Source organism: Paenibacillus sp. FSL W8-0426, assembly GCF_037969725.1.
GTDB classification, from domain to species: domain Bacteria; phylum Bacillota; class Bacilli; order Paenibacillales; family Paenibacillaceae; genus Paenibacillus; species Paenibacillus hubeiensis.
This window is the reverse complement of record NZ_CP150203.1, coordinates 6,174,677-6,199,821: the sequence shown is the minus strand read 5'-3', so window position 1 is coordinate 6,199,821 and position 25,145 is coordinate 6,174,677. Positions and strand designations below refer to the sequence as shown.

17 protein-coding genes are annotated in these 25,145 nt (G+C 52.4%); 13 read left to right on the top strand and 4 right to left on the bottom strand.

What is annotated here, in order from left to right; translation table 11 throughout:
* The first annotated feature begins 75 nt into the window (after window positions 1–75).
* Both MKY59_RS28165 and MKY59_RS28160 read left to right on the top strand, forming a co-directional pair.
* On the top strand, window positions 76–1,554 hold the full coding sequence (locus tag MKY59_RS28165; protein WP_339274870.1) for a S41 family peptidase: 1,479 nt from the start codon (window positions 76–78) through the stop codon (window positions 1,552–1,554).
* Window positions 1,555–1,736: 182 nt separating this feature from the next.
* Window positions 1,737–3,071 carry a PDZ domain-containing protein gene (locus MKY59_RS28160; protein WP_339274868.1) on the top strand — a complete coding sequence of 445 codons (1,335 nt, stop codon included), beginning with the start codon at window positions 1,737–1,739 and terminating at the stop codon, window positions 3,069–3,071.
* Window positions 3,072–3,203: 132 nt separating this feature from the next.
* Here the strand turns inward: MKY59_RS28160 and MKY59_RS28155 are convergent, their stop codons facing one another.
* Both MKY59_RS28155 and MKY59_RS28150 read right to left on the bottom strand, forming a co-directional pair.
* Window positions 3,204–3,866: a response regulator transcription factor gene (locus tag MKY59_RS28155; RefSeq protein ID WP_236420886.1), complete on the bottom strand. Its 663-nt coding sequence runs from the start codon at window positions 3,864–3,866 to the stop codon at window positions 3,204–3,206.
* 16 nt (window positions 3,867–3,882) lie between these two features.
* Window positions 3,883–5,172 carry a sensor histidine kinase gene (locus MKY59_RS28150; RefSeq protein WP_339274866.1) on the bottom strand — a complete coding sequence of 430 codons (1,290 nt, stop codon included), beginning with the start codon at window positions 5,170–5,172 and terminating at the stop codon, window positions 3,883–3,885.
* A gap of 222 nt (window positions 5,173–5,394) precedes the next feature.
* On the opposite strand from MKY59_RS28150, the gene MKY59_RS28145 reads away from it, so the two are divergent.
* From MKY59_RS28145 to MKY59_RS28120, 6 genes are all read left to right on the top strand, one after another.
* Window positions 5,395–6,330: an ABC transporter ATP-binding protein gene (locus tag MKY59_RS28145; RefSeq protein WP_290371498.1), complete on the top strand. Its 936-nt coding sequence runs from the start codon at window positions 5,395–5,397 to the stop codon at window positions 6,328–6,330.
* 11 nt (window positions 6,331–6,341) lie between these two features.
* A complete protein-coding gene (locus tag MKY59_RS28140; protein ID WP_339274864.1) occupies window positions 6,342–7,532 on the top strand; it encodes an ABC transporter permease in 1,191 nt (396 codons plus the stop codon).
* Entirely contained in the window at window positions 7,525–8,721 is a 1,197-nt protein-coding gene (locus tag MKY59_RS28135; RefSeq protein WP_339274862.1) for an ABC transporter permease, read from the top strand. Before MKY59_RS28140 ends, MKY59_RS28135 begins: the two co-directional genes overlap by 8 nt.
* 217 nt (window positions 8,722–8,938) lie before the next feature.
* Window positions 8,939–10,642 (top strand): molecular chaperone HscC, encoded by a 1,704-nt coding sequence (locus MKY59_RS28130; RefSeq protein WP_339274860.1) that lies wholly within the window; start codon window positions 8,939–8,941, stop codon window positions 10,640–10,642.
* A gap of 7 nt (window positions 10,643–10,649) precedes the next feature.
* Entirely contained in the window at window positions 10,650–13,487 is a 2,838-nt protein-coding gene (locus tag MKY59_RS28125; RefSeq protein ID WP_339274859.1) for a tetratricopeptide repeat protein, read from the top strand.
* A gap of 12 nt (window positions 13,488–13,499) precedes the next feature.
* Window positions 13,500–14,195 carry a DUF1266 domain-containing protein gene (locus MKY59_RS28120; protein ID WP_339274858.1) on the top strand — a complete coding sequence of 232 codons (696 nt, stop codon included), beginning with the start codon at window positions 13,500–13,502 and terminating at the stop codon, window positions 14,193–14,195.
* A gap of 90 nt (window positions 14,196–14,285) precedes the next feature.
* On the opposite strand, the gene MKY59_RS28115 is transcribed toward MKY59_RS28120, so the two are convergent.
* Together MKY59_RS28115 and MKY59_RS28110 are read right to left on the bottom strand one after the other, a co-directional pair.
* Window positions 14,286–15,107 carry a flagellar motor protein MotB gene (locus tag MKY59_RS28115; RefSeq protein ID WP_339274857.1) on the bottom strand — a complete coding sequence of 274 codons (822 nt, stop codon included), beginning with the start codon at window positions 15,105–15,107 and terminating at the stop codon, window positions 14,286–14,288.
* Complete coding sequence (locus tag MKY59_RS28110; RefSeq protein ID WP_236420881.1) at window positions 15,091–15,888, bottom strand: flagellar motor protein; 798 nt, start codon at window positions 15,886–15,888, stop codon at window positions 15,091–15,093. The genes MKY59_RS28115 and MKY59_RS28110 overlap by 17 nt, the downstream gene beginning before the upstream one ends.
* Window positions 15,889–16,057: 169 nt before the next feature.
* On the opposite strand from MKY59_RS28110, the gene uvrB reads away from it, so the two are divergent.
* The 5 genes from uvrB to MKY59_RS28085 all read left to right on the top strand — a co-directional run bounded on the left by uvrB (window position 16,058) and on the right by MKY59_RS28085 (window position 25,101).
* On the top strand, window positions 16,058–18,049 hold the full coding sequence (uvrB, locus tag MKY59_RS28105; RefSeq protein WP_236420880.1) for an excinuclease ABC subunit UvrB: 1,992 nt from the start codon (window positions 16,058–16,060) through the stop codon (window positions 18,047–18,049).
* A gap of 243 nt (window positions 18,050–18,292) precedes the next feature.
* Window positions 18,293–21,151 (top strand): excinuclease ABC subunit UvrA, encoded by a 2,859-nt coding sequence (uvrA, locus tag MKY59_RS28100; RefSeq protein WP_339274854.1) that lies wholly within the window; start codon window positions 18,293–18,295, stop codon window positions 21,149–21,151.
* A gap of 332 nt (window positions 21,152–21,483) precedes the next feature.
* Window positions 21,484–21,696, top strand: coding sequence for a hypothetical protein (locus MKY59_RS28095; RefSeq protein WP_236420878.1), 213 nt, complete (start codon window positions 21,484–21,486; stop codon window positions 21,694–21,696).
* A gap of 273 nt (window positions 21,697–21,969) precedes the next feature.
* Window positions 21,970–23,139, top strand: a complete 1,170-nt coding sequence (locus MKY59_RS28090) for a trypsin-like peptidase domain-containing protein (protein WP_339274851.1) — start codon at window positions 21,970–21,972, stop codon at window positions 23,137–23,139.
* Between the two features lie 54 nt (window positions 23,140–23,193).
* Window positions 23,194–25,101 (top strand): stalk domain-containing protein, encoded by a 1,908-nt coding sequence (locus MKY59_RS28085; RefSeq protein WP_339274849.1) that lies wholly within the window; start codon window positions 23,194–23,196, stop codon window positions 25,099–25,101.
* The last annotated feature ends 44 nt before the right edge of the window (window positions 25,102–25,145 follow it).

The window sequence follows — 25,145 nt, the reverse complement described above, 5'->3', positions numbered from 1 at the left end:
GTTCAGGGAAGCAATATGCCGAAGGAGCCGGGCTGTGAGAGAGACTCCTTCGAAAACAAAGGCGGTGGCAAACGGATGATGAAGAAAAGATCGGCGCTGCTGCTGGTTATTCTGGGCCTCCTCGGGGGAAGCCTGCTAACCATGGTGTTGATGACGTATCCCGGCATTGCGGCCAGAACCACCCCAGGTGAAGGCTTGCTGGCGAGCGTAACGGGCAGCACGCAGCAGAAGAACGATTTGAAGAAGATTCAAACCGCGATGGATTTGATCTCGAACAACTATTATAAAGACGTGGATCGAACCAAACTGATCGACGGGGCGATCAACGGCATGATGGAATCCCTCGGCGACCCGTACTCCAACTACATGGCCCAGGAAACGGCGGCCCAGTTCGAAGAGTCCATCGAAGGCTCGTTTACGGGCATCGGGGCCGAAGTATCTTCGCAAGACGGCAACGTTGTTGTCGTGTCCCCGATCAAAGGTTCGCCGGCCGAAAAAGCGGGCATTCGCGCCAAAGACATTATCCTCTCCGTTAACGGTGAATCCCTGCAAGGGCTCGAGCTGAACAAAGCCGTTAACAAAATCAGAGGGCCAAAAGGCAGCGAAGCCAAGATCCAGGTGAAACGCGCCGGTTCGACGGAAGCCATCGAATTCACGATCGTGCGCGATGACATCGACATGGAGACCGTTTATGCCCACATGGAGGACAACGGCGTCGGGGTTATTTCGATTACGCAATTCTCGATGAATACGGGCGAACGCTTCAAGGAAGAGCTCGCCAAGCTGGAGAAGCAGAACATGAAAGGCTTGATCATCGACGTGCGCAATGACCCGGGCGGCGTCCTGCAAGTCGTGATCGACATTGCCGAGCAGTTTGTTCCAAAAGGCAAGGTCATCGTGCAGGTCGAGGACAAAAATGGCAAGCGCGAACAAAGCAAGTCTAACGGTCCATCCAAAGTAAAGCCGTATCCGATTACGGTTCTCATGAACAAAGGAAGCGCGAGCGCGTCGGAAATTTTGGCCGGTGCATTGAAACAATCCGCAGGCGCAACGCTCGTCGGCGAAAATTCCTTCGGTAAAGGTACGGTTCAGACGAGTTATGACAAACAGATGGGCGATGGAAGCCTGCTGAAAATCACCATAGCGAAATGGCTGACGCCGAACGGCGACTGGATTCACGAGAAAGGCATCAAGCCGGATATTGCGGTTAACCAGCCGGACTACTTCTCGGTGGCGCCGATCAACAAAGAAAAATTGCCTTTGAAATTCGACAGCAACAGCACGGATGTGAAGAGTGCACAGACGATGTTGAGAGGACTTGACTTCAAACCGGATCGCGTGGACGGTTACTACGACCAGAAGACCGAGGAAGCGGTCAAGGCGTTCCAGAAGCAGAAAGGCATTCAGGCAACCGGACAGATTGATCAGGCGACTGCTGAATCGCTCGAGGCAGCTTTGATCGAGCGCATTGCGAATCCTCAATATGATGCACAGCTGAAACGCGCGCTTGAAAATATCTCGAAGGAGATTTCGACTGCCGTGTCGAAGCCATAAAGAAGGCTGATTTCAGCCTTCTTTTTTTCTGGGATGTCTCAGCCTCCATTATACGGCCCTTCAGCGAAAACGAAGGTTTCGATGAACGCCGCTAAACATCTGCCAGAGCGTGTTGCCTGTCTTTCTTTGAATGCGCAGGGCTGTTTTTCCAACGGGATGCAAGAGAGGAGTGATCATTCATCATGGAATGGGCTTGGCCATGGCTGGCTGCGATCGGAGAAGCAATGCTGCAAATGATCGTTCAGCCGTTTTATTACATAGGAATCATTTTGGTTGCGCTCATGTATCAACGCCAATTGCTGCAGGAACGCAAATTGTTTCACGTCCGCTTGCAAAGTTCAATGATCCAGACGATCCGATCCGTATTGGGTGGATTCATGATTGGTATCATCGTGTCCTTATTGTCTTTGTTCATCGGTTCGCATTTCACATGGGGCAGTCTCGTTTGGCTCTGGGGGGCAGCGTTATTTCTGGCGTTGTTCCGGGTACGGTATTTGTGCATCGCGTACGCGGCAGGTTTGCTGGGCGTGCTGCAATTCGGGTTGAATCTGGCGCCGGGCTGGCAGCCTTCAGGCTGGCTGGGCAGTGCCATGGATACGCTGCGGGCATTGGACATGCCTGCCCTGCTGGTGCTTGCCGCCCTGCTGCATTTGGGCGAGGCGATGCTCGTGCGCATGCAAGGCGTGGCGTTGTCTTCCCCGCTGCTGTTCGAAGGCAAACGAGGGAAATTGGTGGGAGGTTATCAGCTTCACCATCTGTGGCCGATCCCCCTTCTTATTTTGGTTCCGGTTGGGGGAAGCGGCGCTGAGCTTGCATGGTCGCCATTGCTGCACGGGGGAGGCGGTTATGCGCTGATGGCGCTGCCGGTGCTGATCGGCTTTAGCGAAGTCACGCAGAGCATGCTCCCTGAACAGAAGGCCCGGCTTTCTTCCAAACGTTTGATGTATTACGGGGCAGGATTGCTGGTTCTGGCTGTCCTGGCGGCATGGTGGTCGCCGCTTGTCTTGGTAGCCGCCCTTGCGGCCTTTGCTGGGCATGAATTTCTGGTCTGGTACAGCGGGTATGAGGAAAACATGAGCAGTCCTGCATTCGTTCATCCCGAACACGGTTTGAAGGTGCTGGGCGTCATTCCGGACAGCCCTGCAGAAGAGCTGGGTATTGAAGTCGGCGAGACGGTTTACAAGGCCAATGGCGTTTTGGTGCATTCCCCGGAGGAGCTGCATCGCTCGCTGCGCATGAACCCGGCTTTTTGCAAACTGGAGGTACGTAATCGGCAGGGAGAGAGCAAGTTTCTGCAGCGGGCCATTTATGAAGGGGAGCATCATCAGCTCGGCGTGATCTTCGCACCCAACAATGAAGAGACGTGGGCCATTCGAATGCGTCCGGCCAATCTCGTTCATTTGGCGACCCTTAAGCTGTTTGCCCGGCGGAAGGACCTGCGCGAGGCCCGTGCGCCGCTGGCGCTTGAGGCACCGCCTGCAGTCCCTGCAGGGGAGCAAAAGTCGGCCGAAATGTGATGCTTGCGCTGCGATTCAAGAAGCGCTGCGTTGATGTTTGAACGGGATAGGCGTTGAAAGAAAAAAGGGTATTCCGCTCCTGAGGGTCAGGTGTGGAATACCTTTTTTAATTGGAGCCGGAACGATACCTTCTCATGTTTTGAGCATAAAGATGGCGATTTGCGTACGGTCTCGCAAGTTCAACTTGCCGAGAATGTCGGTAACGTAATTTTTGACCGTACCCTCGCTCAGGAACAGCTTGGCCGCGATCTCCTTGTTGGAAAGTCCCTCGGAAATGGCTTCCGCCACGGCCTGTTCCATACGCGTGAGACCGAAGGATTCGACCTTCTCATGCGCCGGAGGGGAAGCCGCTGGACGCAGGAGTCCCGCCAGTTTGCGGGCGATATCCGGGTGAATGAGCATGTCACCGCGATGCACGGTTTTGATGCCTTCGATAATACGGTCAGGCGGCACGTTTTTGAGCAAATATCCGCTGGCCCCATGCTGCAATGCTTTGATGATGTATTCGTCATCGTCGAATGTGGTTAGCATCAATACTTTCACTGAGGGGGAGGCCTGTTTGATTAGCCGCGTACCTTCAACGCCGTCACATTCCGGCATTCGAATGTCCATCAGCACGACGTCAGCCTCGTTTCCCGCTTGAAGCAGCGCCATGGCTTCCTTACCATTGGAGGCGGTTCCGATCACGTTAATGGCAGGGTCCAGGCCGATCAATACGTTGAGGCTTTCGCGAATGAATGCATCGTCATCAACGAGGATAAGGCGGATGGGCGGGTTCTGGGTGTTTTCTTGCACGGGGTCACTTCCTTCTTCAGATCATGTCAGCTTTGCGGGCGATAGGCAGGCGGGTGATTACGGTATACGGATATGCCGGCTGGATTTCCAGTTCGCCGCCTACAAGCTCTGTGCGAACGCGCATCCCTTCTACGCCAAGTCCGGTGCTGGCAAGCGTTGTTTTGCCATTCGGGCCGGAGGGGGATGGCGGCGCCTTTTCGAGCGATGAATCCTCGCGCTGCAGGTTGTCGGATTGCGGACATATGCCTGCGTGGCCGTCATTGCTGACAACCATGCATATCTCATGCGCCGAATAGTGCAGTTCAATATCGATACTGCCGGCCTTCCCATGCCTCAGCGCATTGGTCAGGGCCTCTTTGGCGTTTTTGTACAATACGATCTGCAAGCTTGGATAGAGCGGCACCACTTCACCCGTGACGCGGTAAACGGTTTTCACGCCGGTTTCACGCCCAACATCTTCAAGCAGCCGATCCAGTGCATAAGCCTCGGTCAAATGGGTGGCAGGACGAAGTTTATGAAGCGTGGAACGCATATCGTCCATCGTGGCAGACAACTGGTCGCGGATCTGTTTCACCATCTCCAAACCTTGCTCGGGCTTGGCCGGCAACGTGACGATGGCTGCTTCGGACATCATTTTGGCTCGAATCAGACGATGGCCGATATCGTCGTGCAGTTGTCTGGAGATGCGGGTCCGTTCCTCTGCCTGGGCGGCATCCTCCAATTGTTTTGCGAACGCAAGCAGTTGTGCCCGCGCATCCTGCAGTTCGTAATGCTTTTTGCGGAGGGCGTCATATACCTGTTCCAGCTGTTCGCGGCTGCTCGCGGTTTTTGAACCTTGCCAGGAAAGGGTTGCCGTAATAAGCAGCATCAAGTTGCAGATGATTCGTCCCGCCGCTTCGTCCAGAAAGGCATCGCTCGTCCCGGTGTGGATGGCATGCAGCCAGGGCGACAACGCACCGGGAGCGTAGTGAAAGTACAGGGCAGCATTGGTGGCCAGAAGTTGCAGTCCCAGCATCAACCAGCGTTGGTTTTTCTCCAGAGTATACATATATACGTACAGCACCGATAGTGAAATAAGGATCATCCAGGGGCCGTATAGGGCGATGAGCCAGCAGGTCCAGAGCATTTCCGCGAAAAGAAGCAGAGGTCTCCAGGTACGCATGTCCGTGAAATCTCTCCATACCGCAATGCCAAGCCCGATAAGAATATTCAGCGTATAGGCTCCTTCATCGTGGAGGGGGAGCTTCAGCATGTACAGCAGCGCGGGGATCATGATCAAACCGTATTGCAGGGCACGTATCGGCATAAGGCAGCGTCATCCTTTTATACAAAAATGGGTTAAACCACAGGCAGGCTTTGCCGAATTCGTTTCTCTGCCATTATACCATAGGACGTTTTGGGTTCAGGAGATGACTTAAGTCACCTTCGTTTCATGACCTTTCGTACCTCCAATCCAGCCTATTGTTCGTTATGATACTACTATAAGGACCGGACGCGACAAGCCGGAGACAAGAGGAGCGTGTGATGCATGGGCATACTCGAAATCGAAAACGTAGTTAAACGGTATGGCAGCAAGCTGTCCGTAGACCATCTGAATCTGAGCATCGGAAAGGGCGAAATCTTCGGATTGCTCGGTCCGAACGGGGCAGGGAAAAGCACAACCATCAGCATGATTGCCGGGCTGCTCAAAATAGACCAGGGGGATATCCGGCTGGACGGCATATCTGTCAAAGAAAAGCCGCTAGAAGTCAAACGCAGACTTGGGCTCGTGCCGCAGGACCTGGCGTTGTACGAATCGATGAGCGCGGCTGAAAACGTCACTTTTTTTGCTCGCCTGTACGGCTTGCGGGGCCATCTGCTCAAGGAACGGGTGCAGGAGTCGCTGGAATTCGTCGGCCTGCAGGACAAAGCAAAAGATGCTCCGTCCACGTTTTCCGGTGGAATGAAGCGCAGGCTTAACATTGCTTGTGCCATTATGCACCGACCGGATGTCATTATTATGGACGAACCTACGGTAGGAATCGATCCGCAATCGCGGAACCACATACTGGAGTCGGTACGAACGTTGAACGATATGGGGTCGACCGTTATATATACCAGTCACTACATGGAGGAAGTGGCGGCGATCAGCGACAGGGTGGCCATTATGGACCAGGGGCATGTCATTGCGTGCGGGACCGAGGCTGAGCTGAGGGAACGGGTGGCTTCCGAGGAAAAAATCGTGCTGGCCACGTCCGGCATCACGGACGCTGCCGTGGAAGAGATCAGGCTTCATCCCCGCGTGCACGCGGTGGAATGCGCAGGCCATGAACTCGTCATCACGCTGCCTTCGGCACAGCAGGATTTGCAGGATATGCTGTTCATTTGCAGCAAACACGATATTTCCATTCAGTCGCTGAAGGTGGAAGAGCCGAGCTTAGAAACGCTGTTCCTCCATCTCACCGGACGCACGCTGCGGGACTAGGAGGGGAACAGATGATAAAAGTATGGCATATTTGCATCTTTGAACTGCAGCGCATTTTACGCATGCGCTCGGTGCTCATCAATCTGTTCATCTTGCCGTTGCTGCTGATTTTCATTCTGGGCGCGGCTCTCTCGGGTACGATGGGTTCGGAAGAAGTTGATCATATCGATCCGGTGCGCGTAGGCTTGGTCCTGCACGAACCGGACGGCACGATCAGCCAGACGCTGAATGCTTTTGTGGCCACTCCGGCAGTGGCTGGCATGGTCAAACCACGGTCCATGGCCACCCAAGAGGCAGCCGTTCGTGCACTTCGGGACGGGGAACTCGATTTTGCGATAGTCGTTCCTGCCGGTTTGGAAAAGCTCGCCACGCAGGGGGAACAGGCCACAATGACTTGGATTCCGGGAAAAGATAGCGTGAAGAACGCCCTGGGGGAAACCGTATTTTCCCGATTTGCGGACGAATTGAACCGGCAGGCGGCCGTCGCCAAAGTGCTTGGACCGGATGCGGCGGCTGCATCAGTCAACCGGCAGCAAGCCGGGGATTATTCGGGACAGACCCCCTCTGTAGAGGTCAGCCATCCGGGAAATGGCGGCGGCACATACAGCGCCTCCCAATATTATGCGGCATCCATGCTGGCGATGTTTATGCTGTATTCGGGCATGACGGCCATTAACAGCATTTCCGGAGAGAAGAGCCGGAACACCTTGCTTCGTTTGCAGGCAGCTCCCCTCCGCAGCTCTGAAATCTTTGCGGGCAAAATCGCCGGAAGCAGCCTGCTTGCGTTCATGCAGGGCATGGTCATCGTGCTGATGACGTATTGGCTGTATGACGTGAATTGGGGAATGCACCCTATGCTGGTCGTCCTCGTGTGTTTGCTGATTACGGTGGCATCGATGGTGCTCGGCGTCATTTTATCCGCATTGTTCAAAAGCGCCCCCGCAGCCAATGCCGCCCTGCAGACCGTCATTATTGCGATGACGTTTGTGAGCGGAGGATTTACCCCGATTCCCGTGGAGTTCGTACAGCGAATAAGCGAATTTACCGTCAATCATTGGGCCCTTCAAAGCTTTCTGGCCATGATGCTGAACGCTCCCATACAGGAAATCCTGCACAATATCACGATGCTTGGCACGGTGTGCGCGGTGCTGTTGGCAGCCGCAGTATTGATCTATGGAAAGGCGGGTGGCCGTCATGAATAGTCTGAATATCGCCTGGTTAATGATTCGGCGCACGTTGGGACGCAAGAGAGGCATACTCTCGTATCTTCTGCTTCCTTGTGTCGTGGTAACGGCAGCCGTTGCCCTTTTGGGAAACGACGACAACATGCGGGAAGTGATTCCTTATGTCAACGAGGATCAAGGTGCTGCAGGCGCTGCGATGATTCAAGAGCTTTCGCTGAAGTCGGAGTATGTGCTCCAGCCGATGGACAGCGAGGCAGAGGTACAGGAAAAGATCCAGTCGCAGAAAGGAAGCATAGGGCTGGTTATTCCGTCCCGATACACCGAGCGTTTGCTGGCCGGGGAACCGAATTCGGTTCGGTTGACCGAACTGAAGGTCACGGAAGGTTCATACGCGTTCAAAGCGGCCGTCGAAGGATTGGATGAGGGATTCCGCCAGTCCGCTGCTGCGGTAAGGCAGGCTGCGTTAAACGATGCGAACGGAGCGGCCGGTTCGAGCGTAACTCTTTCTTCTTCCGAGATGGATGGGAAATTCGAACAGCTGCTTGCGGAAACGGGGAAACACCGCATTTCCGGGAAGACGACAGAACTTCGCATTTATCCAAAGCCGGGATTGAACAACGTCACGGGATTTACGATCATGTTCATGATGGGATTGGTCAGCAGTGCGGTGACCGTCATTATGGAGGACCGCAGGCAGCGGACGATGGCGCGTGTATACACGGCGCCGGTGCGCGCACACGAGATTGCCATCGGCAATTTTTTGGGCAGCATGGCGATCGGACTGGTACAGATCGTGCTCGTTCTCGCGATCAGCCGCTGGGTATTGCATTATGATGCGGGAATTCCGTTCGGCACCCATGTGCTTATTCTTGGGGCATTTATGCTGGTAGCCATGGGAATCGCCAGTACGGTTGCCGGATTGGTTCGCAAATCGCAAAACGTGGGCATGCTGAATTCCTTGATTATTACGCCGACATGCATGCTTGGCGGATGTTTCTGGCCGTTGTCCATCATGCCGGACTATATGCAGAAGATCGCGAATGTTGTGCCCCAGAAATGGACGATCCAGGCCGTGGAAACGATCTCGGCAGGGGGAACGTTGTCCGACATCCGAATGCCGCTGCTGATTTTGGGAATCATGGCCCTTATTTTGCTGACCGTCGGTTCTGCCATTCTCCGTCCCACCCAAACGGGGGAAGATGCATGAACCTAATAAACCCGGGTGCACTTCATCAGTGCATTCGGGTTTTATTATTTTGCATGAAAAACAGCCCTCTATAGCGTTTTGGATGTGCGGTTTTGCGAAAAGATTTTTCGTGAGAGAACACCTATGTCCTGTATTAAAGAATATATGTTAAATTGTACCATGAGGGACGTGTGTTCAATCGTTTATGGAAGTTAAGTAGAAAGAAGGTCGAACATTCATGACAATCATTGGCATCGATTTAGGCACAACGAATAGTCTCGTATCTTGTTGGATCAATGGAGAATCGGTCATCATACCAAATGCACTAGGCAATCGCCTCACTCCTTCGGTCGTTAGTGTGGACGAAAACGGGGAGATCGTGGTGGGTGAAGTCGCCAAAGAGCGGCTAATCACACATCCTGGCAAGACAGCATCTGTATTTAAAAGATATATGGGAACAAGCAAAGCATTTAGTTTGGGTACATATCGTTTTTTGCCGGAAGAGTTATCGGCATTTATTCTGAAATCGTTGAAGGCCGATGCAGAGGCCTATTTGGGTAAGGAAATTACGGAAGCCGTCATCAGTGTACCTGCGTACTTTAATGATGCACAGCGCAGGGCGACCAAACGAGCAGGGCAGTTGGCAGGGCTAAAAGTGGAGCGTTTGCTCAGCGAACCGACGGCTGCCGCCATCGCATATGGTTTGCATCAACAGGAACCGGAAACCAAGTTTCTAATCTTTGACCTAGGTGGGGGAACCTTCGATGTTTCGATTTTGGAACTGTTCGACGGCATTATGGAAGTGAAATCGGTAGCTGGCGACAATTTTCTGGGTGGCGAGGATTTTACCGGTTTATTGGCCAGTTTGTTTTTGAGCCATCACCAAATGGAACAAAGCGAGCTTTCGGGCAAAGTGCAGATGGCACTCTGGAAGCAGGCAGAACTATGCAAGCAAGCATTGAGTACTGGTCGTGACTGCACGATGACCCTGCAGTTTGAAGACGGTGTAAAAGAGATCAGCATCGATCGTGCCCGCTTTGAGCAGTTGGCGAAGCCGCTGCTGGCACGTTTGCAAAAGCCTGTTGAACGTGCGCTCCGTGATGCTGCCGTCAAACTCGGCGAACTGGATGCAATCATCCTTGTCGGAGGAGCGACCCGGATGCCAGTCATTTTTTCGTTTACAGGCAAATTGTTTGGCAGGCTGCCAGCCAATTCCTTGCATCCGGATGAAGCCGTCGCGATTGGTGTTGGAATTCAGGCGGCGATGAAGGAGCGCCATGAAGATCTGGAAGAAATTATTTTGACCGATGTATGCCCTTATACGTTGGGGACCTCAATTTCAAAATCTTTGGGGAATGGACGGTACGAATCAGGCATATTCGACCCGATCATCGAACGGAACACGGTTGTTCCAGTAAGCCGGGTTCGGCGATATAACACCTTAATAGACAATCAAACAGCCATTGCAGTAGATACTTATCAAGGAGAGAGCCGTCTGGTGGAGAACAATATCCTGCTTGGAGAATTGACCATTAACGTGCCTCCTGCGCCTGCAGGATTGCAATCCATTGATGTTCGTTATACGTACGATATTAACGGCATTCTCGAAGTGGAGGTATCTTCAGTGGAGACAGGTGAGAAGAAGGTGGCCATCATCCAGGAGAAAGAGACGGGGCTGTCTCTTGAAGAGATCGCCGAGCGGTTCAAAGAACTCGAAGCCATCAAAGTGCATCCGCGCGAGCGGTTGGAAAACAGGCTCCTGCTGGCACGCGGTGAGCGGCTGTACGAGGAAAGTTTGGCGGAGCAACGTCAGGTGATCGTAGATGCGATGGTACGATTCGAGGACAAGTTAAAGAAACAGGACATGCGTGAGATTAAGCAGGAAGCCGAGAAATTGAAACGAGTTTTGGATCAAATCGAGGAATTTTTAAGGTTATGGTGAGATGGGTATGGATATTTGGAATCGATTAGAAATTGAGCATACGTATGATGTTAAAGCCATCAGGAGGGCTTACGCCCGGCAACTTCGCCATACTCATCCCGAGGATGATCCAGTGGGCTTTCAACAGCTTCGGGAAGCATATGAACAAGCGCTGCGCGCTGCGGAGTTATTTGATCCTGAAGATGAATACGAATATGAAAATGAGATAGATACGTCGGCGTTTTCTCATATAGACCATGAGATTATTCCAGTATCCTTTAGCCACCCGGGGCAGACGTTCGAGATATCCGAGCAAGTTCCAGACGAATCATTCTCTTATTCCCTAGAATATCGTTGGGCAGTTCCATATAACCAACACCCAGAAGAAGACATAGATGAAACTAACGACGCTGACGGGAATCAGGTCTTTGATTTACCCGACGAATATCGCTGGATCAATCCTTCCCATGCTGCTTTCATGGAACATCAGGAATTCGAACAGGAGCAGTTACCAAACGAGTTTTCCGTACATACTGGTCGTCGACTGTGGAATAGAACGATGATGTATGAGACTGAGCACCGGGACTTCGATGGCAACCTTTTGATTTTGAATCAAGCACGAGGAATCTTAGGGAATTTAGCTCTGCGAAACGATCCGTCAGTGTGGGAGGAATGGACACATTCGGAGGAATTGTGGCGGCTGGACATGAAATTTCAAATAGGGACAGAATTGCTTCGGTTGCTCGCCGAGCGTCCGTTTCTGCCTAAAGTAATTTGGAAGCAACTGGACGAGTTTTTTGCATGGTCAGAGATACAAGATGAATTGAAGAAGGTTTTGCCTGAAGAAACTGCACGATATCCTGTCATTGTGCTCGAACGGGTTCACGAGCTTCGTTATGATTCGTTCAAAGGCGAACAGAATGTCGATCATGAAACATTTTTCCGTATTCGGGAAATCGTTCTGCAAATCATGGTGCAAGGTAACATGGGGGATGCCGAGTCACATATCGATGCAGCGATGGCGATCTATGCAAACGATCCGGATTTGATCCGGCTTGCGGGTAAATTCCGCTTGTGGAAGCGAGATCAGGCGAGGGCACGTATATTGTTCGAACAGTTTAAACGGCTTGAGCCAGGGGCCATCGATGGGTGGCTTCATAGCGCCAGGTTGTGCGAGGCCGAAGGGGAACTGGTACAGGCATTTCATTTCTACAACAACGTACTGCAGCTCAATCCCGATCATCCCGACGCCTTGCATGGAACGGTACGCTATTATCGCCATTACAACAGTGATAGAGAGGCTATTCGTGTCTTGGAAAAGCTTGTTTTGCTGTTCCCTCATGATTTTGGAGCACAGATTACGTTGAGAGAATGCAGGCTGACGCTGGCCGAAAAGATGAGCATAGATGCAGAGATCGAGCAGGATCGAGACATCCGAGAAGAACTTCAATATCGGGTTGCATTGGAGTATAAGGAGCTTCATGGGGATGAGAAAGTCATCCAATATATCGGAGAGCTCCACATTATGCATGAACTGAATGACGCGTTGTATGTTTTATGGGCTCAGGCATGTCATCGCCAGGATAGGAATCAGGAAGCGACGGCAGTCCTTCGTCTTTCGGAAAATGCATTCCGTCCCGAAAAAGAGAGCGGATTCGAGATTTATTTTGAACGAGGGCAGCTGTACCTTGAAATGGAGAATAGTGCAAAGGCGTTACCGGATCTGAAACGGGCAACTCAGCTGGACCCTGAACATGCCAAGGCCTGGCATCTTCTTGCTTATGCTGCGCATTTACAGGTACATAATGAATTGTCGATTCAATACTCAGACAAGGCTATTGCCCTGGACCCGGATACCTATGAATATCGATCGCTCAGAGCGTATGTTTATTACAATAATAAATGTTTCGTGGAAGCGTTGCAGGACTATAGATACCTTGAAACAAGCGACGACGATTACCCTGTTGATTGGCTGCAAAAAGGCATCGCGCACCTTAAACTGGGGCAATACGAACAATCGATTCGAGCATTCGAAGTTTCGCAGAGCGAGGAGCAATCACCAGAGAATCTTCTGGAAGTTCCCTACTATCTATCTATTGTATACGCAAAGTTGAGACAAACAGATAAGGCTTTGGAGTGCATCCGCCAATTTCGTCGGGGTAAGCCTGGGGATTCAAGGGGCCCTTTGTTGGAAGGGGATATTTTGCGTGAGCAAGGGTGGAGTCGACAAGCGATAGATGTTTATAAACAGGGATTGGAACAATTCCCTGACGACGAGGAACTGGCCAGAATGACGATTCTTTGCGCCATGGATGCCGATCCTCAAGAGAGTCATGCTATATTAAACGAAATGGCTAGAAAAATGTGGGATATGTCTTCGCTCAAGCTTTGGGGATTGCTGTTCGTTGCCCGTTATCTGATCGAAGCCCAAGACTGGGAGCGCTTCCGTTCATGTTTTGAAATTTATTTGGATGGCGAGCCGCCGGAAAACATAGACTCTCATATTTGGTTATATGCCGGTATTTGCGCTTATCGAACAGGTCATCTAGACGAAGCATTACTTGAATTGGGTAAGGCCTACGAAGAAGGGCATGGAGGAGAGGTTTGCAGTTATTTGAGCATGGTTTATTACGATATGGGCAACATTGAAATGGCACTTAATTATGCCGATGAAGCGATTCGGGAACAGCCGGAACACCCGGATTATATACGGCGTCATCAAGGCATGCAGGCCCAGAAGTCTCGGGCAAGTTTCTCCTTACGGGATATTTTCAAGAAACGCAAACCTGCTTATGAACAATGGCCTTCTATGATTCCTCTTCAGTATCTTGTGCCAGAGGAGCCGGTCAGTCTGCATTTTGTATAAGGGGGATTTTCATTGAACGGGTGGAAACGCGCGGAATTATCAGGCCAGGTCCCACCAAGCCTTAAGCTTGCGGATAAAGGGCCCTGGCTCCGGGGAATGAGCGCAGTCATTTACGAGCTTGAACATCTGAGCAAACGCAATGACTATGAATTCGAAGCCGGTGAGGAGGAACGGGAACGAATGCGTGAAACGTTGCTGGAGGATTGGGAGATTCACGACAAAGCGTCGATGTTATTATGGATTGAACGAGTCAAAGGTGGCGAAAACAGCCGTTTGTTTGAAGAGATGAGGGCATTTCTGGATACGATGCGCGATGAGGAACAACTGAAGTACATACAATCGCTGAAGCCTGAGAATACAAAATATCACGAATATTTAATTGTAAGAACCTACATGTACCAGTTGCCTGCGGCAGGAATTGCAGCATGGGATTGGGCATATGATGCGTATTTGTGTCGTAAATGTGCCCATGTAGGCATCATTACCCGTACCGAATCAAACGCTCTTCTTTTGGACATTGCATTGAAGGCACAATCTGCATATAACTCCTGGAAGGAGTACGCTGTCGCTTTCATGGCAGGTAGGCTGTTCCGGTTAGGGACAACCGAAGAAACCGTAGTACAGAAGCACTTGAAAATTGTACAACAGCTATTTACAGATCCCGACAGCATCTACATTAGAGTGAAGTGGGATCTTGCATTGCAGTAGATCGCACTACCATTAAATTTTCAAAATCCCAAATGACAAAAGCACGATTCGTTCGTTTGCCGAATGGACCGTGCTTTTGTTGATGTTAGATCAAGGCTGAAGCTGGCGCAATACGGTAATTTCCACGCGCCGGTTTTTTTGCCGTCCCGCGGCGGTGGCGTTGTCGGCGGCAGGACGCGTATCCGCGTAACCCGCATATTGGAAGTGATCGGGATCCAGTTTTTTTTCATCCAGGAAAAACCTCAGTACCGACAAAGCGCGTTCCCCCGAAAGCTGCCAATTGTCTTCATACGGCGATTTGACTCCGATCGGCACATTGTCCGTGTGCCCTTCGATGCTGATCGTCATGCTCAGGTCTTGGAACAGGCTGGCAAGCTTGCCCAGCGTTGGTGCGGCTCCGCTTTTGAGCGCGGCCTGGCCTTGATCGAAGAGAAAGCGGTCGCTTAACGTGATGGAAATGCCTTGGGGCTTATCCGCGACGAAAATTTGTTCGCCAAGATTGTTTTCGTTGATGTATTGGGTAATGACGTCGTACAGGTTCTGCAATTCCTGCTCCTGAGCCCTGAATTGTTCTTCCCGCTCGGTAAGCGGTGTTTCCTCGGAATCGGCTGGCGACTGCTGCCCTTCCCCGTTTCCTTCGCCCTCCGTCGACGGCGGTGGATTCTTCGTAATGGCTTGTCCCGCGGTTCCGCCCAGGCCTTCTCCTTGTTCCAGCAGGGAATGGGATTCACTGAACGTGCTCTGCAGCGATTGGGTTACGACCGTATACTTGCTCGTGTCCAGATTGCTCATGGCGTACATGATGACGAAGAATATCAGCAAAAGGGTAATCAGGTCGGCATAGGTAATCATCCACCGATCCCGATGATCGGCAGACATGCGTTTTCCCCGCCGCCTACTGCGCCGGCTCATCCAACCCCTCCTTCAACGTAGTGCGGGTGACCTGGCGATGGGCAAGGGTGAAAGATTCCAGCCGTTTGCGTACCAGCATCGGGTTCTCTCCGGCCTGAATGGCAAGCACGCCTTCAAGCAGGACCTCCATGGTCTGGATCTCTTCCGCGCTGCGGGACCTGATTTTGGAGGCGATAGGCAAAAAGATCAAGTTCGCGCTGGCTACGCCATACAAGGTTGCGGTGAAAGCAACGGCAATGGCCGGACCCAGTCCGGTTGGATCCGTAAGGCTGCCCAGGACCTGGATCAGACCCATAACGGTGCCGATGATACCCATGGTAGGGGCATATCCTCCGGCAGATTCGAATATTTTGGCATAGCCTTCATGCTTCTGCTCGACGGCATCGATCTCCAGTTCCATGATCTGGCGAACGACGTCCCGGTCGGTGCCGTCCACAACCATCTGAATGCCGTCTTTCAGAAATTGGTTCGGATGTTCCATGACTTTGCGCTCCAGTGCGAGCACCCCTGATCGACGGGCGAGCGTAGACATGTCCACGAGTTCGTCGACCCATTGCTTCGATTCGTCGCCGCCCCGCCCGAAAGCCATGCGCAGCGCGGCAGGAATCGTTCGCAGCCGATGTACAGGGAAGCTGGCGGCCACGGCGGCGATCGTACCGCCGAAAACGATCAATGCAGCCGTTTTTTGCAAAAGTCCGGATAGCTGGCCCCCTTCCCACAGAAATCCGCTGATAACTGCGGCAATCCCGGCAATGATACCGATAAGTGTCGCAATATCCATAAAATAACCCACTCCTGTCTTCACTTCGTGTTTGCATCGCTTGCATCAACAGGGTATAATTGAACGGGAACAAATATTCCTATTGATATAAGTTTTCCCATATCAAAATTCGGGGAACTTCGACAATATATAGTGACTATTATTTTAGACGATAGGGTGAGATACGGCAATGAGCGATATTATCATGAGCGACAAAACGTTCGAAATCGAGTCAGAGTTTTCTCCCCAAGGTGATCAGCCTGCAGCCATCGAACAGTTGGTGAAGGGCGTTCAGGAAGGGAAGAGGTATCAGACGCTCCTGGGGGCGACCGGAACGGGCAAGACGTTCACCATTGCGCAAACCATTGCCAAACTGCAGCGCCCGACGCTGGTCATTGCCCACAACAAAACGCTGGCTGCCCAGCTTGCGAGCGAATTCAAGGAATTTTTTCCGAACAACATGGTGGAGTATTTCGTAAGTTATTACGACTATTACCAGCCGGAAGCCTACATTCCTTCCTCTGATACCTACATCGAGAAAGATTCGAGCATCAACGAGGAAATCGACAAGCTGCGGCATGCGGCGACCAGTTCGCTGTTCGAACGCCGGGATGTCATTATCGTAGCGAGCGTGTCCTGCATCTACGGTTTGGGATCGCCGCACGAATATTCCAACATGCTGCTGTCCCTCAGGGTGGGCATGGAGAAACCGCGAAACCAGATTCTGTCCCGTCTGGTGGAAATACAGTACCAGCGGAACGACATCAACTTCGTGCGCGGCACCTTTCGAGTGCGCGGCGACGTCATCGAGATTTTCCCGGCATCGAAAGGCGAGCATGCTGTCCGGGTCGAGCTGTTCGGCGACGAGATCGAACGCATTACCGAAATCGACGTGCTGACGGGGGAACTGATCGGCGAGCGCGAGCACATCGCGATCTTTCCGGCGTCTCACTTCGTTACCCAGGAAGAGACGATGCGCGCCGCATTGGTCAATATCGAACGAGAGCTTGAGGAGCAGCTTGAGAAGTTCCGCGAGCAAGGCAAGCTGCTTGAGGCCCAACGCTTGGAGCAACGCACGCGGTACGATATCGAAATGATGAAGGAAGTCGGTTTCTGTTCGGGAATCGAGAACTACTCGGGGCCGCTGACGTTCCGCGAACGTGGCGACACGCCTTATACGCTGCTGGATTATTTTCCGGACGACATGCTGATTGTGGTCGACGAGTCGCACGTGACGCTGCCGCAGATCCGGGCCATGTACAACGGTGACCAGGCACGCAAAACCGTGCTGGTCGAACACGGCTTCCGTCTGCCGTCGGCACTGGATAACCGTCCACTCAAGTTCGAGGAATTCGAGGAAAAGATGAACCAGATCATCTACGTATCGGCAACGCCGGGACCATATGAAATCGAGCATACCGATAAAATGGTGGAACAAATCATTCGACCTACCGGCCTGCTTGACCCTGTCATTGACCTGCGTCCTACAAAAGGCCAGATCGATGATCTCATCGGGGAAATTCGCGACCGGATCGAGAAGGATGAGCGCGTGCTGATCACCACGCTGACGAAGAAAATGGCCGAGGACCTGACCGACTACCTGAAGGAAATCGGGATCAAGGTGCGATATCTGCATTCGGATATCAAAACGCTGGAACGGATGGCCATCCTTCGCGATCTGAGGCTGGGGACGTTCCACGTGTTGATCGGCATCAACCTGCTGAGGGAAGGACTAGATTTGCCTGAGGTATCGCTGGTGGCGATTCTGGATGCCGACAAGGAAGGATTCCTTCGTTCCGAGCGTTCGCTGATCCAGACGATCGGCCGGGCCGCGAGGAACAGCGAGGGCAGGGTTATATTGTATGGCGACAAGGTGACCGATTCGATGGACATGGCGATCAAGGAAACGGAACGTCGCCGCTCCATCCAGATCGCGTACAACGAGAAGCACGGCATTACACCGCAGACAATCCGCAAAAAAGTGCGTGACGTGATCGAGGCGACCAAGGTGGCCGAATCGAAGAACGAATACTTGTCCGGCGCGGCCGGCAAAATGTCGAAGAAGGAGCGCCAGTCGCTGATTCAACGCCTGGAGGCAGAGATGAAGGATGCTGCCAAGAACCTGCAATTCGAACGTGCCGCCGAGCTTCGCGACGCGCTGCTTGAACTTCGGGCCGAATAAGTCGGAGCAGTTCCTTGGCATTCGGGGAATGGTGAAGAATGATTGCAACAAGAGAACGGCCGGACGGCCGTTCTCTTGTTGAGTAAGGCTTGGTAGATTCGGCTTTATACAATAAGAACCGATCATATTGCCATGTTGAAATTTCAGAAACGAGTCTATACTGGTACTAACAAACAAATGGGTTAAAAGGTTAATAGGATGGAAGGTTGGCAAGATTTTGACTGTTGAAAGGGTGGATAACCATTGGCGAGCGAGAATATTGTCATTAAAGGCGCGCGAGCGCACAATTTGAAAAACATCGACATAACCATCCCGCGTGACCGATTTGTCGTTTTGACGGGGCTGAGTGGTTCGGGCAAGTCCTCGCTGGCCTTTGATACGATATATGCCGAAGGACAGCGGCGCTACGTGGAATCGTTATCGGCGTATGCCAGACAGTTTCTGGGCCAGATGGAGAAGCCGGATGTGGACTCGATTGAAGGGCTGTCACCGGCCATTTCCATCGATCAGAAAACGACGAGCCGCAACCCTCGTTCTACGGTGGGAACCGTAACGGAAATCTATGACTACTTGCGTTTGCTGTTTGCGCGCATCGGGCATCCGCATTGTCCGGACCACGGGGTCGAGATCACTTCCCAGACCGTTGAGCAAATGGTGGATCGCATCATGCAATATCCGGAGCGGACGCGGTTGCAGATTTTGGCGCCGATCGTTTCAGGGCGCAAGGGCGAACACAGAAGCGTGTTCTCGGACGTGGCTAAACAGGGTTTTGTGCGCGTACGCGTAGATGGCGAGCTGCGTGACTTGTCCGAAGACATCCAGCTGGAGAAAAACAAAAAGCATACGATCGAAGTCGTCGTGGACCGGATCGTCATTAAGGAAGAAGTACAAGCACGGCTGGCCGATTCGATCGAAACCGCATTGAATCTGTCGGGAGGGCAGCTGCTGGTAGATATCATCGATCAGGAGGAGCTGCGCTTCAGTTCGACCTTTGCTTGTCCGATCTGCGGCTTCAGCATGGACGAGCTGGCACCGCGAATGTTTTCTTTCAACAGCCCGTTCGGTGCTTGTCCGGATTGCGACGGTTTGGGCGTCAAAATGATCGTGGACCCCGATCTGCTCGTTCCCGATCGGAGCAAAACGATCGAAGAAGGCGCTTTTGATGCTTGGACGGGAGGTACTTCGACGTACTATCCCCAATTCCTCAGATCGGTGTGTGAGCACTTTAACATTCCGCAGGACGTTCCTGTCGAAGAGCTGCCTGCGGAGCAAATGAACAAATTGCTGCACGGAACAGGTTCGGAAAAAGTTCGTTTCCGGTACGAAAATGATTTTGGCCAACGCAAGGAAGCGATGGTGACGTTCGAGGGCATCGTGAACAATCTTGAGCGGCGTTACCGCGAAACGGCATCCGACGGCATTCGCGAATTCATTGAAGGGTACATGAGCGCGAAACCATGCGGTACTTGCAAAGGACAACGCCTCAAGCGCGAGAGTCTGGCAGTGACCATTAACGACCACAATATGGCTTACGTCACGGGATTGTCCATCGGCGAGGCCGGCCGGTTCTTTGAGTCGCTGCAGCTGAGCGAAAAAGAAGAATCCATTGCGCGGCTGATCCTGAAGGAAATCAACAGCCGTCTCGGCTTCCTGGTGAACGTTGGTTTGGACTATCTGACCATGAGCCGTGCCGCGGGAACGTTGTCGGGCGGCGAGGCCCAGCGGATCCGTTTGGCTACGCAGATCGGTTCAAGTCTCATGGGCGTGCTGTACATTTTGGACGAGCCGAGCATCGGGCTGCATCAGCGGGATAACGACCGCCTGATTGCGACGCTTGCGCATATGCGGGACATCGGTAATACCCTTATCGTTGTCGAGCACGACGAGGACACCATGATGGCAGCCGACTATATTATCGATATCGGACCTGGAGCTGGTATTCATGGCGGAACCATTATGGCGCAGGGAACGCCGGAAGAGATCATGAACAATGAAAACTCGTTGACAGGCCAGTATTTGAGCGGCCGCAAGTTCATTCCGATCCGCAACGAGCGCCGCAGCGTGGGAGATCGCTGGCTGGAAATACGCGGGGCGAAGGAGAATAACCTCAAAAACCTGAACGTCAAAATTCCGGTGGGTGTGTTTACTGCGGTGACGGGGGTATCCGGATCGGGTAAATCCACGCTGGTGAACGAAATTTTATATAAAACGCTGGCGCGTGACCTGAATCGGGCACGTGTTCGTCCCGGACAATATAAAGAGATTCGCGGCCTTGAGCATGTGGACAAGGTCATCGATATCGACCAATCGCCGATCGGCCGTACGCCGCGTTCCAATCCGGCAACGTATACCGGCGTCTTCGACGACATTCGCGACCTGTTCTCGCAAACCAATGAAGCGAAGGTACGCGGATACAAGAAAGGCCGCTTCAGTTTCAACATCAAGGGCGGGCGCTGCGAAGCTTGCCGCGGGGACGGCATCATCAAGATCGAGATGCACTTCCTGCCGGACGTTTACGTTCCGTGCGAAGTCTGCAAGGGCAAACGCTACAATCGGGAAACCCTTGAAGTCAAATACAAAAACAAAAGCATTGCCGATGTGCTCGACATGACGGTGGAGGATGCGACCCGGTTCTTCGAAAACATTCCGAAGATTCATCGCAAGCTGCAAACGCTGCTTGACGTAGGTCTTGGCTATGTCAACCTGGGCCAGCCGGCAACGACGCTTTCCGGGGGCGAAGCGCAGCGCGTGAAGCTGGCTTCCGAACTGTATCGCCGGAGCACGGGCAAAACGATTTACATCCTGGACGAGCCGACAACCGGGCTGCATGTCGACGATATCGACCGGTTGCTTAACGTCTTGCACCGTCTGGTCGATTCGGGAGAATCGGTGCTTGTCATCGAGCATAACCTGGACGTCATCAAGACCGCCGATTACATTATCGACCTCGGGCCGGAAGGCGGCAGCGGCGGCGGAACGATCGTGGCGACCGGAACGCCGGAGGATATCGTGAAAGTAGAGGAATCCTATACAGGCAAGTACCTGAAACCGATTCTGGAGCGCGATACGGAACGAAGCAAAGCGCTGCAGCTCACCCAATAATCCGAATGGATCGCTCGAAGCCCAAGCCCATCATCATTGGTGCAAGGGCGGTCCAAGGGTTCAGGACCTTGGATGACAATTAGCTGGATTGCGATTTACGGCCCCCTATGAAAGGGAACTGCTCTTTATCGATTGTGGAATGAGGTTTATTATTCACGTTCTTCAGTAGAGAGTGGAGTTCTTTCCTTTCCCGGTTTGGGGCCGTTTTCGTTATCCTGTTTTTCATATTTTTGGATGAAAGTGCTTGCATTGCAAGCGGGGGACGGATAACATAGAGAAAGAACTCAGGGATGTGTTGGATGTTCAACTATGGTGAGGAGGTCTGTCTATCCATGCTGCTTGCAGAAGCCGCCACGGCGAGTACATCGAATTTCAATGCGTTTGACATCTTTGTTCTATTGTTTACCGTCATCATCTTGATCGGGTTGATTCGGTTGCTACGGGCTCCAAAGAAAAACGTGTTTGCCATCGGATTTGCCGTCGTCAGTCTGTTGGTGTTTCTGATGACCGATTATGCCATGATTACCGGCTGGTTCGGTTCCTGATGAATGATGCGACCGACAAGTACATAACAGCATGAGAACCCGAATCATCAAACACTTTCCAACTTCCATGGAGGGTGTTTTTTTATTTTTAATAGATTCTGGACGGCCTTGAGATGTTGCTGCGAGAAATCAGGTCCATAGTCAATTGTGCAGGAATATTTTGTATGTTACATTGGAACTTACCCATATGAAACTTCCGTTTGAATCGTAGGATCCACCAGGATGACATGTGTGCGTGCAGATTGTTTTATTAAAAGAGGGTAGGTTGAGAGAATGAAAGCATTGGGGAAAAAAAGCATGGCCGTGTTCATGGCTGCAGTGTTGTCCATCGGGGTTGCGTTGACACCCGGACCGGCACAGGCAGCGGCGAACATGAAGGCAAAAGTGATTGACGGACAGGTATATGTCAGCACGGCTGATCTGGTCAAGGCATTGGGAGGCAGCGGGCAATACGATGCACAGACAGGATTGTACCAGTATAAAGGGAATGAAGCCATCCCCAAGGTCATCGAAAAAGTTTCACCTTCCGTAGTAGGCATTATCGGCAAATCCACCGAAGGAACCACAGGAACAGCGGACCGTTACAATCTTGCCCATGGCACAGGCGTCATAATTCGCGCGAATGGCTGGATTGTCACGAACGCTCACGTCATTGACGGGTTGGACAACCCGGTCGTCGTTACGACAGATGGCAATACATATAAGATCACCGAGAGCTACAGCGATCCGTTAAGCGATATTGCATTGATCAAAATCAATGGCAAGTCGCTTCAGCCTGCGACCTTTGCCAAAGCTTCGCAAGCCGTCGTTGGGGAAACGGTCATCGCGATCGGCACGCCGATTTCGTTTTCCCTGCGAAATTCGGCGAGCGTCGGCGTAATCAGCGGTCTGAACCGCGGCGTACAGGAAACGTATCGCCTGATCCAGACGGACACGGCCATCAACCCGGGCAATAGCGGGGGGCCTTTGGTCAATCTGAAAGGCGAGGTGGTGGGTATCAACTCCATGAAGTTCGCCGAGGTGGGCATTGAAAACATGGGGTTTTCCATCCCTGTGGATACGGTCCAATATGTGATCCAGCATTTTTTCAAATACGGGGAAGTGAAGCGGGCAAGTCTGGGACTTGAGCTCGAAGAGAGCTGGTCCGCCATCGTGGGGCTTCCGACAGACGACCCGTTGACCGTGACGGGTGTGCTGTCACCCGAAGCGAGCAAAGCCAGAATCAAGGAAGGCGATCTGTTATACAGCGTTGCGGGAACACGCATAACGTCGATGGTGGACATCAACGAACTGTTGAAAGGCTATTTGCCGGGGCAAAAAGTGAAGCTGTTGATGCAGTCGGACGGAGATATCGTTACGCGTACGCTGGCATTGGTCGATTTCGCCGACGTGGGGCTTGATCCGGATTCCGATTCCGATGAGGCGTATGCCGAAGAACAATAGGATTAGTGTGTTCACCCATGATACAGAGCGAATCCCGAAAGGAAGAAAAACGAAATGAAAAAGCATGTTATGCATGTACTTGGCACAGCGATATTGACCGGCATATTAACCGCAGGCGTGTCCATGCCCCAGTGGGCATCCGCGGCGGAAATGATAACCAGTGAACTGCGGATCAAAACCGGCAGCACAGGGGCTTATATCAATGGGAACAAACAAACGATAATCAAGCCATATCAAACGAATGGGGTCACCATGGTTCCCGTGGGGATTTTCAAAAAAGCGTTCGGCAGCGAAATCCGGCTGGAAAAGGACGACGTGATCAAAATCAAGGAAGGCGCGCATACCGTCACGCTGACGATGGGCAGTACCATTGCCTGGGTAGACGGGGTAAAAAAAGAGATGGGCGCCGCTCCCAAGATGGTCAACGGGGTGTTAATGGTGCCCTTGCGGCCCGTAGCTGCAGGCATTGGAGCCACGCTTGCACCGAACGCTTCGGGAGAACTGGTCATCCGATTGCCTCAATGGAGCGAAGCGGCAGATCCGGATGACGAGGATGACATTGCCCTGGACGATAATAAAACGAAGGTGGGGAACAGCTATTACGGCTGGTCCATCAACTACCCGGCAGACCTGATGTTCCTGCAGAGCGGGGACCAGGAACGATTGATGTCGTTCCGATCAACGGATGGCAGTTATTACTTCGAGGTATACGTCAGCGATCAGGAGGTTGCCCTTGATCCGGATGACATGCTGCAACAGCTCGTGCAAGAGGCGAAAATAAACGGTGGCACGGTGCTCGACAGGCAGACTGTATCCAAGGGGGAAACGCCGTACGCTCGCATCGTTGGCAAGGATCCGGACGGAACCTTTTGGGAGATGCGGCAATATGTCAGCGAAGGCCGCCAATACGATGTGTACCTGGCCGACTCCGAGGCCCTGAACTACAAAGATTTGGGCAAACGCGCATCGCTGTTGAATTCCTTCCAGCTTTCTTTTCCGGCATCGGACAAAAGCATCAAGGATTTGTCTACCGTTGAAGATGGCATGCGTTTCGCGGCGAATGAAGATTATGGCATTGAGCTCCAGGTACCGGCAGGCTGGTCGATGGACAACAATCAGATGACGTACCAGGACAAAAACGGGGCATTTCTGCAGCTGCGCGTGACCTCCGCTCCCCCAAGAACAACCGTAAAGGAATGGAGCGGCCAGTTGGATCAATGGATGCGCGAAACGTTCGTGGGCGAAAGCTATGAACCTGTCCGTTCCTATACGATGAACATTGCCGGCGAGACGGCTGAGGTCAGCGAGTTCCGGTACAATTTCGGAGATGGTTGGCAGACGGAGTTTGATGTGTTCCTGCAGAAGAACGGTTACCGTTATTATGCAGAGTTCTCGTTCCCCGAGGCTCAGGAAGCCAATCGGAAATGGTTTGAACGGGTGATGGACAGCATGCAGATCGATTTCGATACGGTGGCTGACAATTTCGGGCAGCTGGATGAAGATCCATACCTGATCGATAAAAGCAAAACGGTGAAGCGCACGTCCAAACGATACCAGTACAGCGTGAACATCCCGCGCTATTGGACGCCATACAGTGACCAGTTCGAGTATTCGCCGGTCATGTACACGTTCACGGGAGGCGAATTTTCCATCGCCGCAAACGCGAACAGCTCGGTGGAGATGACGGTCAGCCAGCTGCGGGAAGCCTACGCGGAAGCGGCCAAATCACGCAAAAATTTCAAGCTGCTCGGCAGCGAGGAACTGACGTTTGCGGGCATTCCGGCGTTTTCCTTCCGATACCATGAGGTGGAGAACGGCATCCCGTACAGCGGCCGGCAGATTGTGTTTGAACAGGGCGGCATGACGTACACAATCACAACAGCTCTGAACGATGCCAACAGCACGGAGGCGCAGGTGGCGGCGCTGGAAAAAGCAGTGAACTCATTTACTTTGATCAAATAATAGAAGAAACAATATGGAGATCGTCAGATCTGAATACGTAGGCG

Bases quoted from the DNA above. Each gene is read 5' to 3' on its own strand.
- MKY59_RS28150 (WP_339274866.1), bottom strand. From the start codon at position 5,172: ATGCCGATACGTGCCCTGCAATACGGTTTGATCATGATCCCCGCGCTG.
- uvrB (WP_236420880.1), top strand. From the start codon at position 16,058: ATGAGCGATATTATCATGAGCGACAAAACGTTCGAAATCGAGTCAGAG.
- MKY59_RS28110 (WP_236420881.1), bottom strand. From the start codon at position 15,888: ATGGATATTGCGACACTTATCGGTATCATTGCCGGGATTGCCGCAGTT.
- MKY59_RS28165 (WP_339274870.1), top strand. From the start codon at position 76: ATGATGAAGAAAAGATCGGCGCTGCTGCTGGTTATTCTGGGCCTCCTC.
- MKY59_RS28140 (WP_339274864.1), top strand. From the start codon at position 6,342: ATGATAAAAGTATGGCATATTTGCATCTTTGAACTGCAGCGCATTTTA.
- MKY59_RS28135 (WP_339274862.1), top strand. From the start codon at position 7,525: ATGAATAGTCTGAATATCGCCTGGTTAATGATTCGGCGCACGTTGGGA.
- MKY59_RS28130 (WP_339274860.1), top strand. From the start codon at position 8,939: ATGACAATCATTGGCATCGATTTAGGCACAACGAATAGTCTCGTATCT.
- MKY59_RS28090 (WP_339274851.1), top strand. From the start codon at position 21,970: ATGAAAGCATTGGGGAAAAAAAGCATGGCCGTGTTCATGGCTGCAGTG.
- MKY59_RS28125 (WP_339274859.1), top strand. From the start codon at position 10,650: ATGGATATTTGGAATCGATTAGAAATTGAGCATACGTATGATGTTAAA.
- MKY59_RS28115 (WP_339274857.1), bottom strand. From the start codon at position 15,107: ATGAGCCGGCGCAGTAGGCGGCGGGGAAAACGCATGTCTGCCGATCAT.
- MKY59_RS28095 (WP_236420878.1), top strand. From the start codon at position 21,484: ATGCTGCTTGCAGAAGCCGCCACGGCGAGTACATCGAATTTCAATGCG.
- MKY59_RS28085 (WP_339274849.1), top strand. From the start codon at position 23,194: ATGAAAAAGCATGTTATGCATGTACTTGGCACAGCGATATTGACCGGC.
- MKY59_RS28145 (WP_290371498.1), top strand. From the start codon at position 5,395: ATGGGCATACTCGAAATCGAAAACGTAGTTAAACGGTATGGCAGCAAG.
- MKY59_RS28160 (WP_339274868.1), top strand. From the start codon at position 1,737: ATGGAATGGGCTTGGCCATGGCTGGCTGCGATCGGAGAAGCAATGCTG.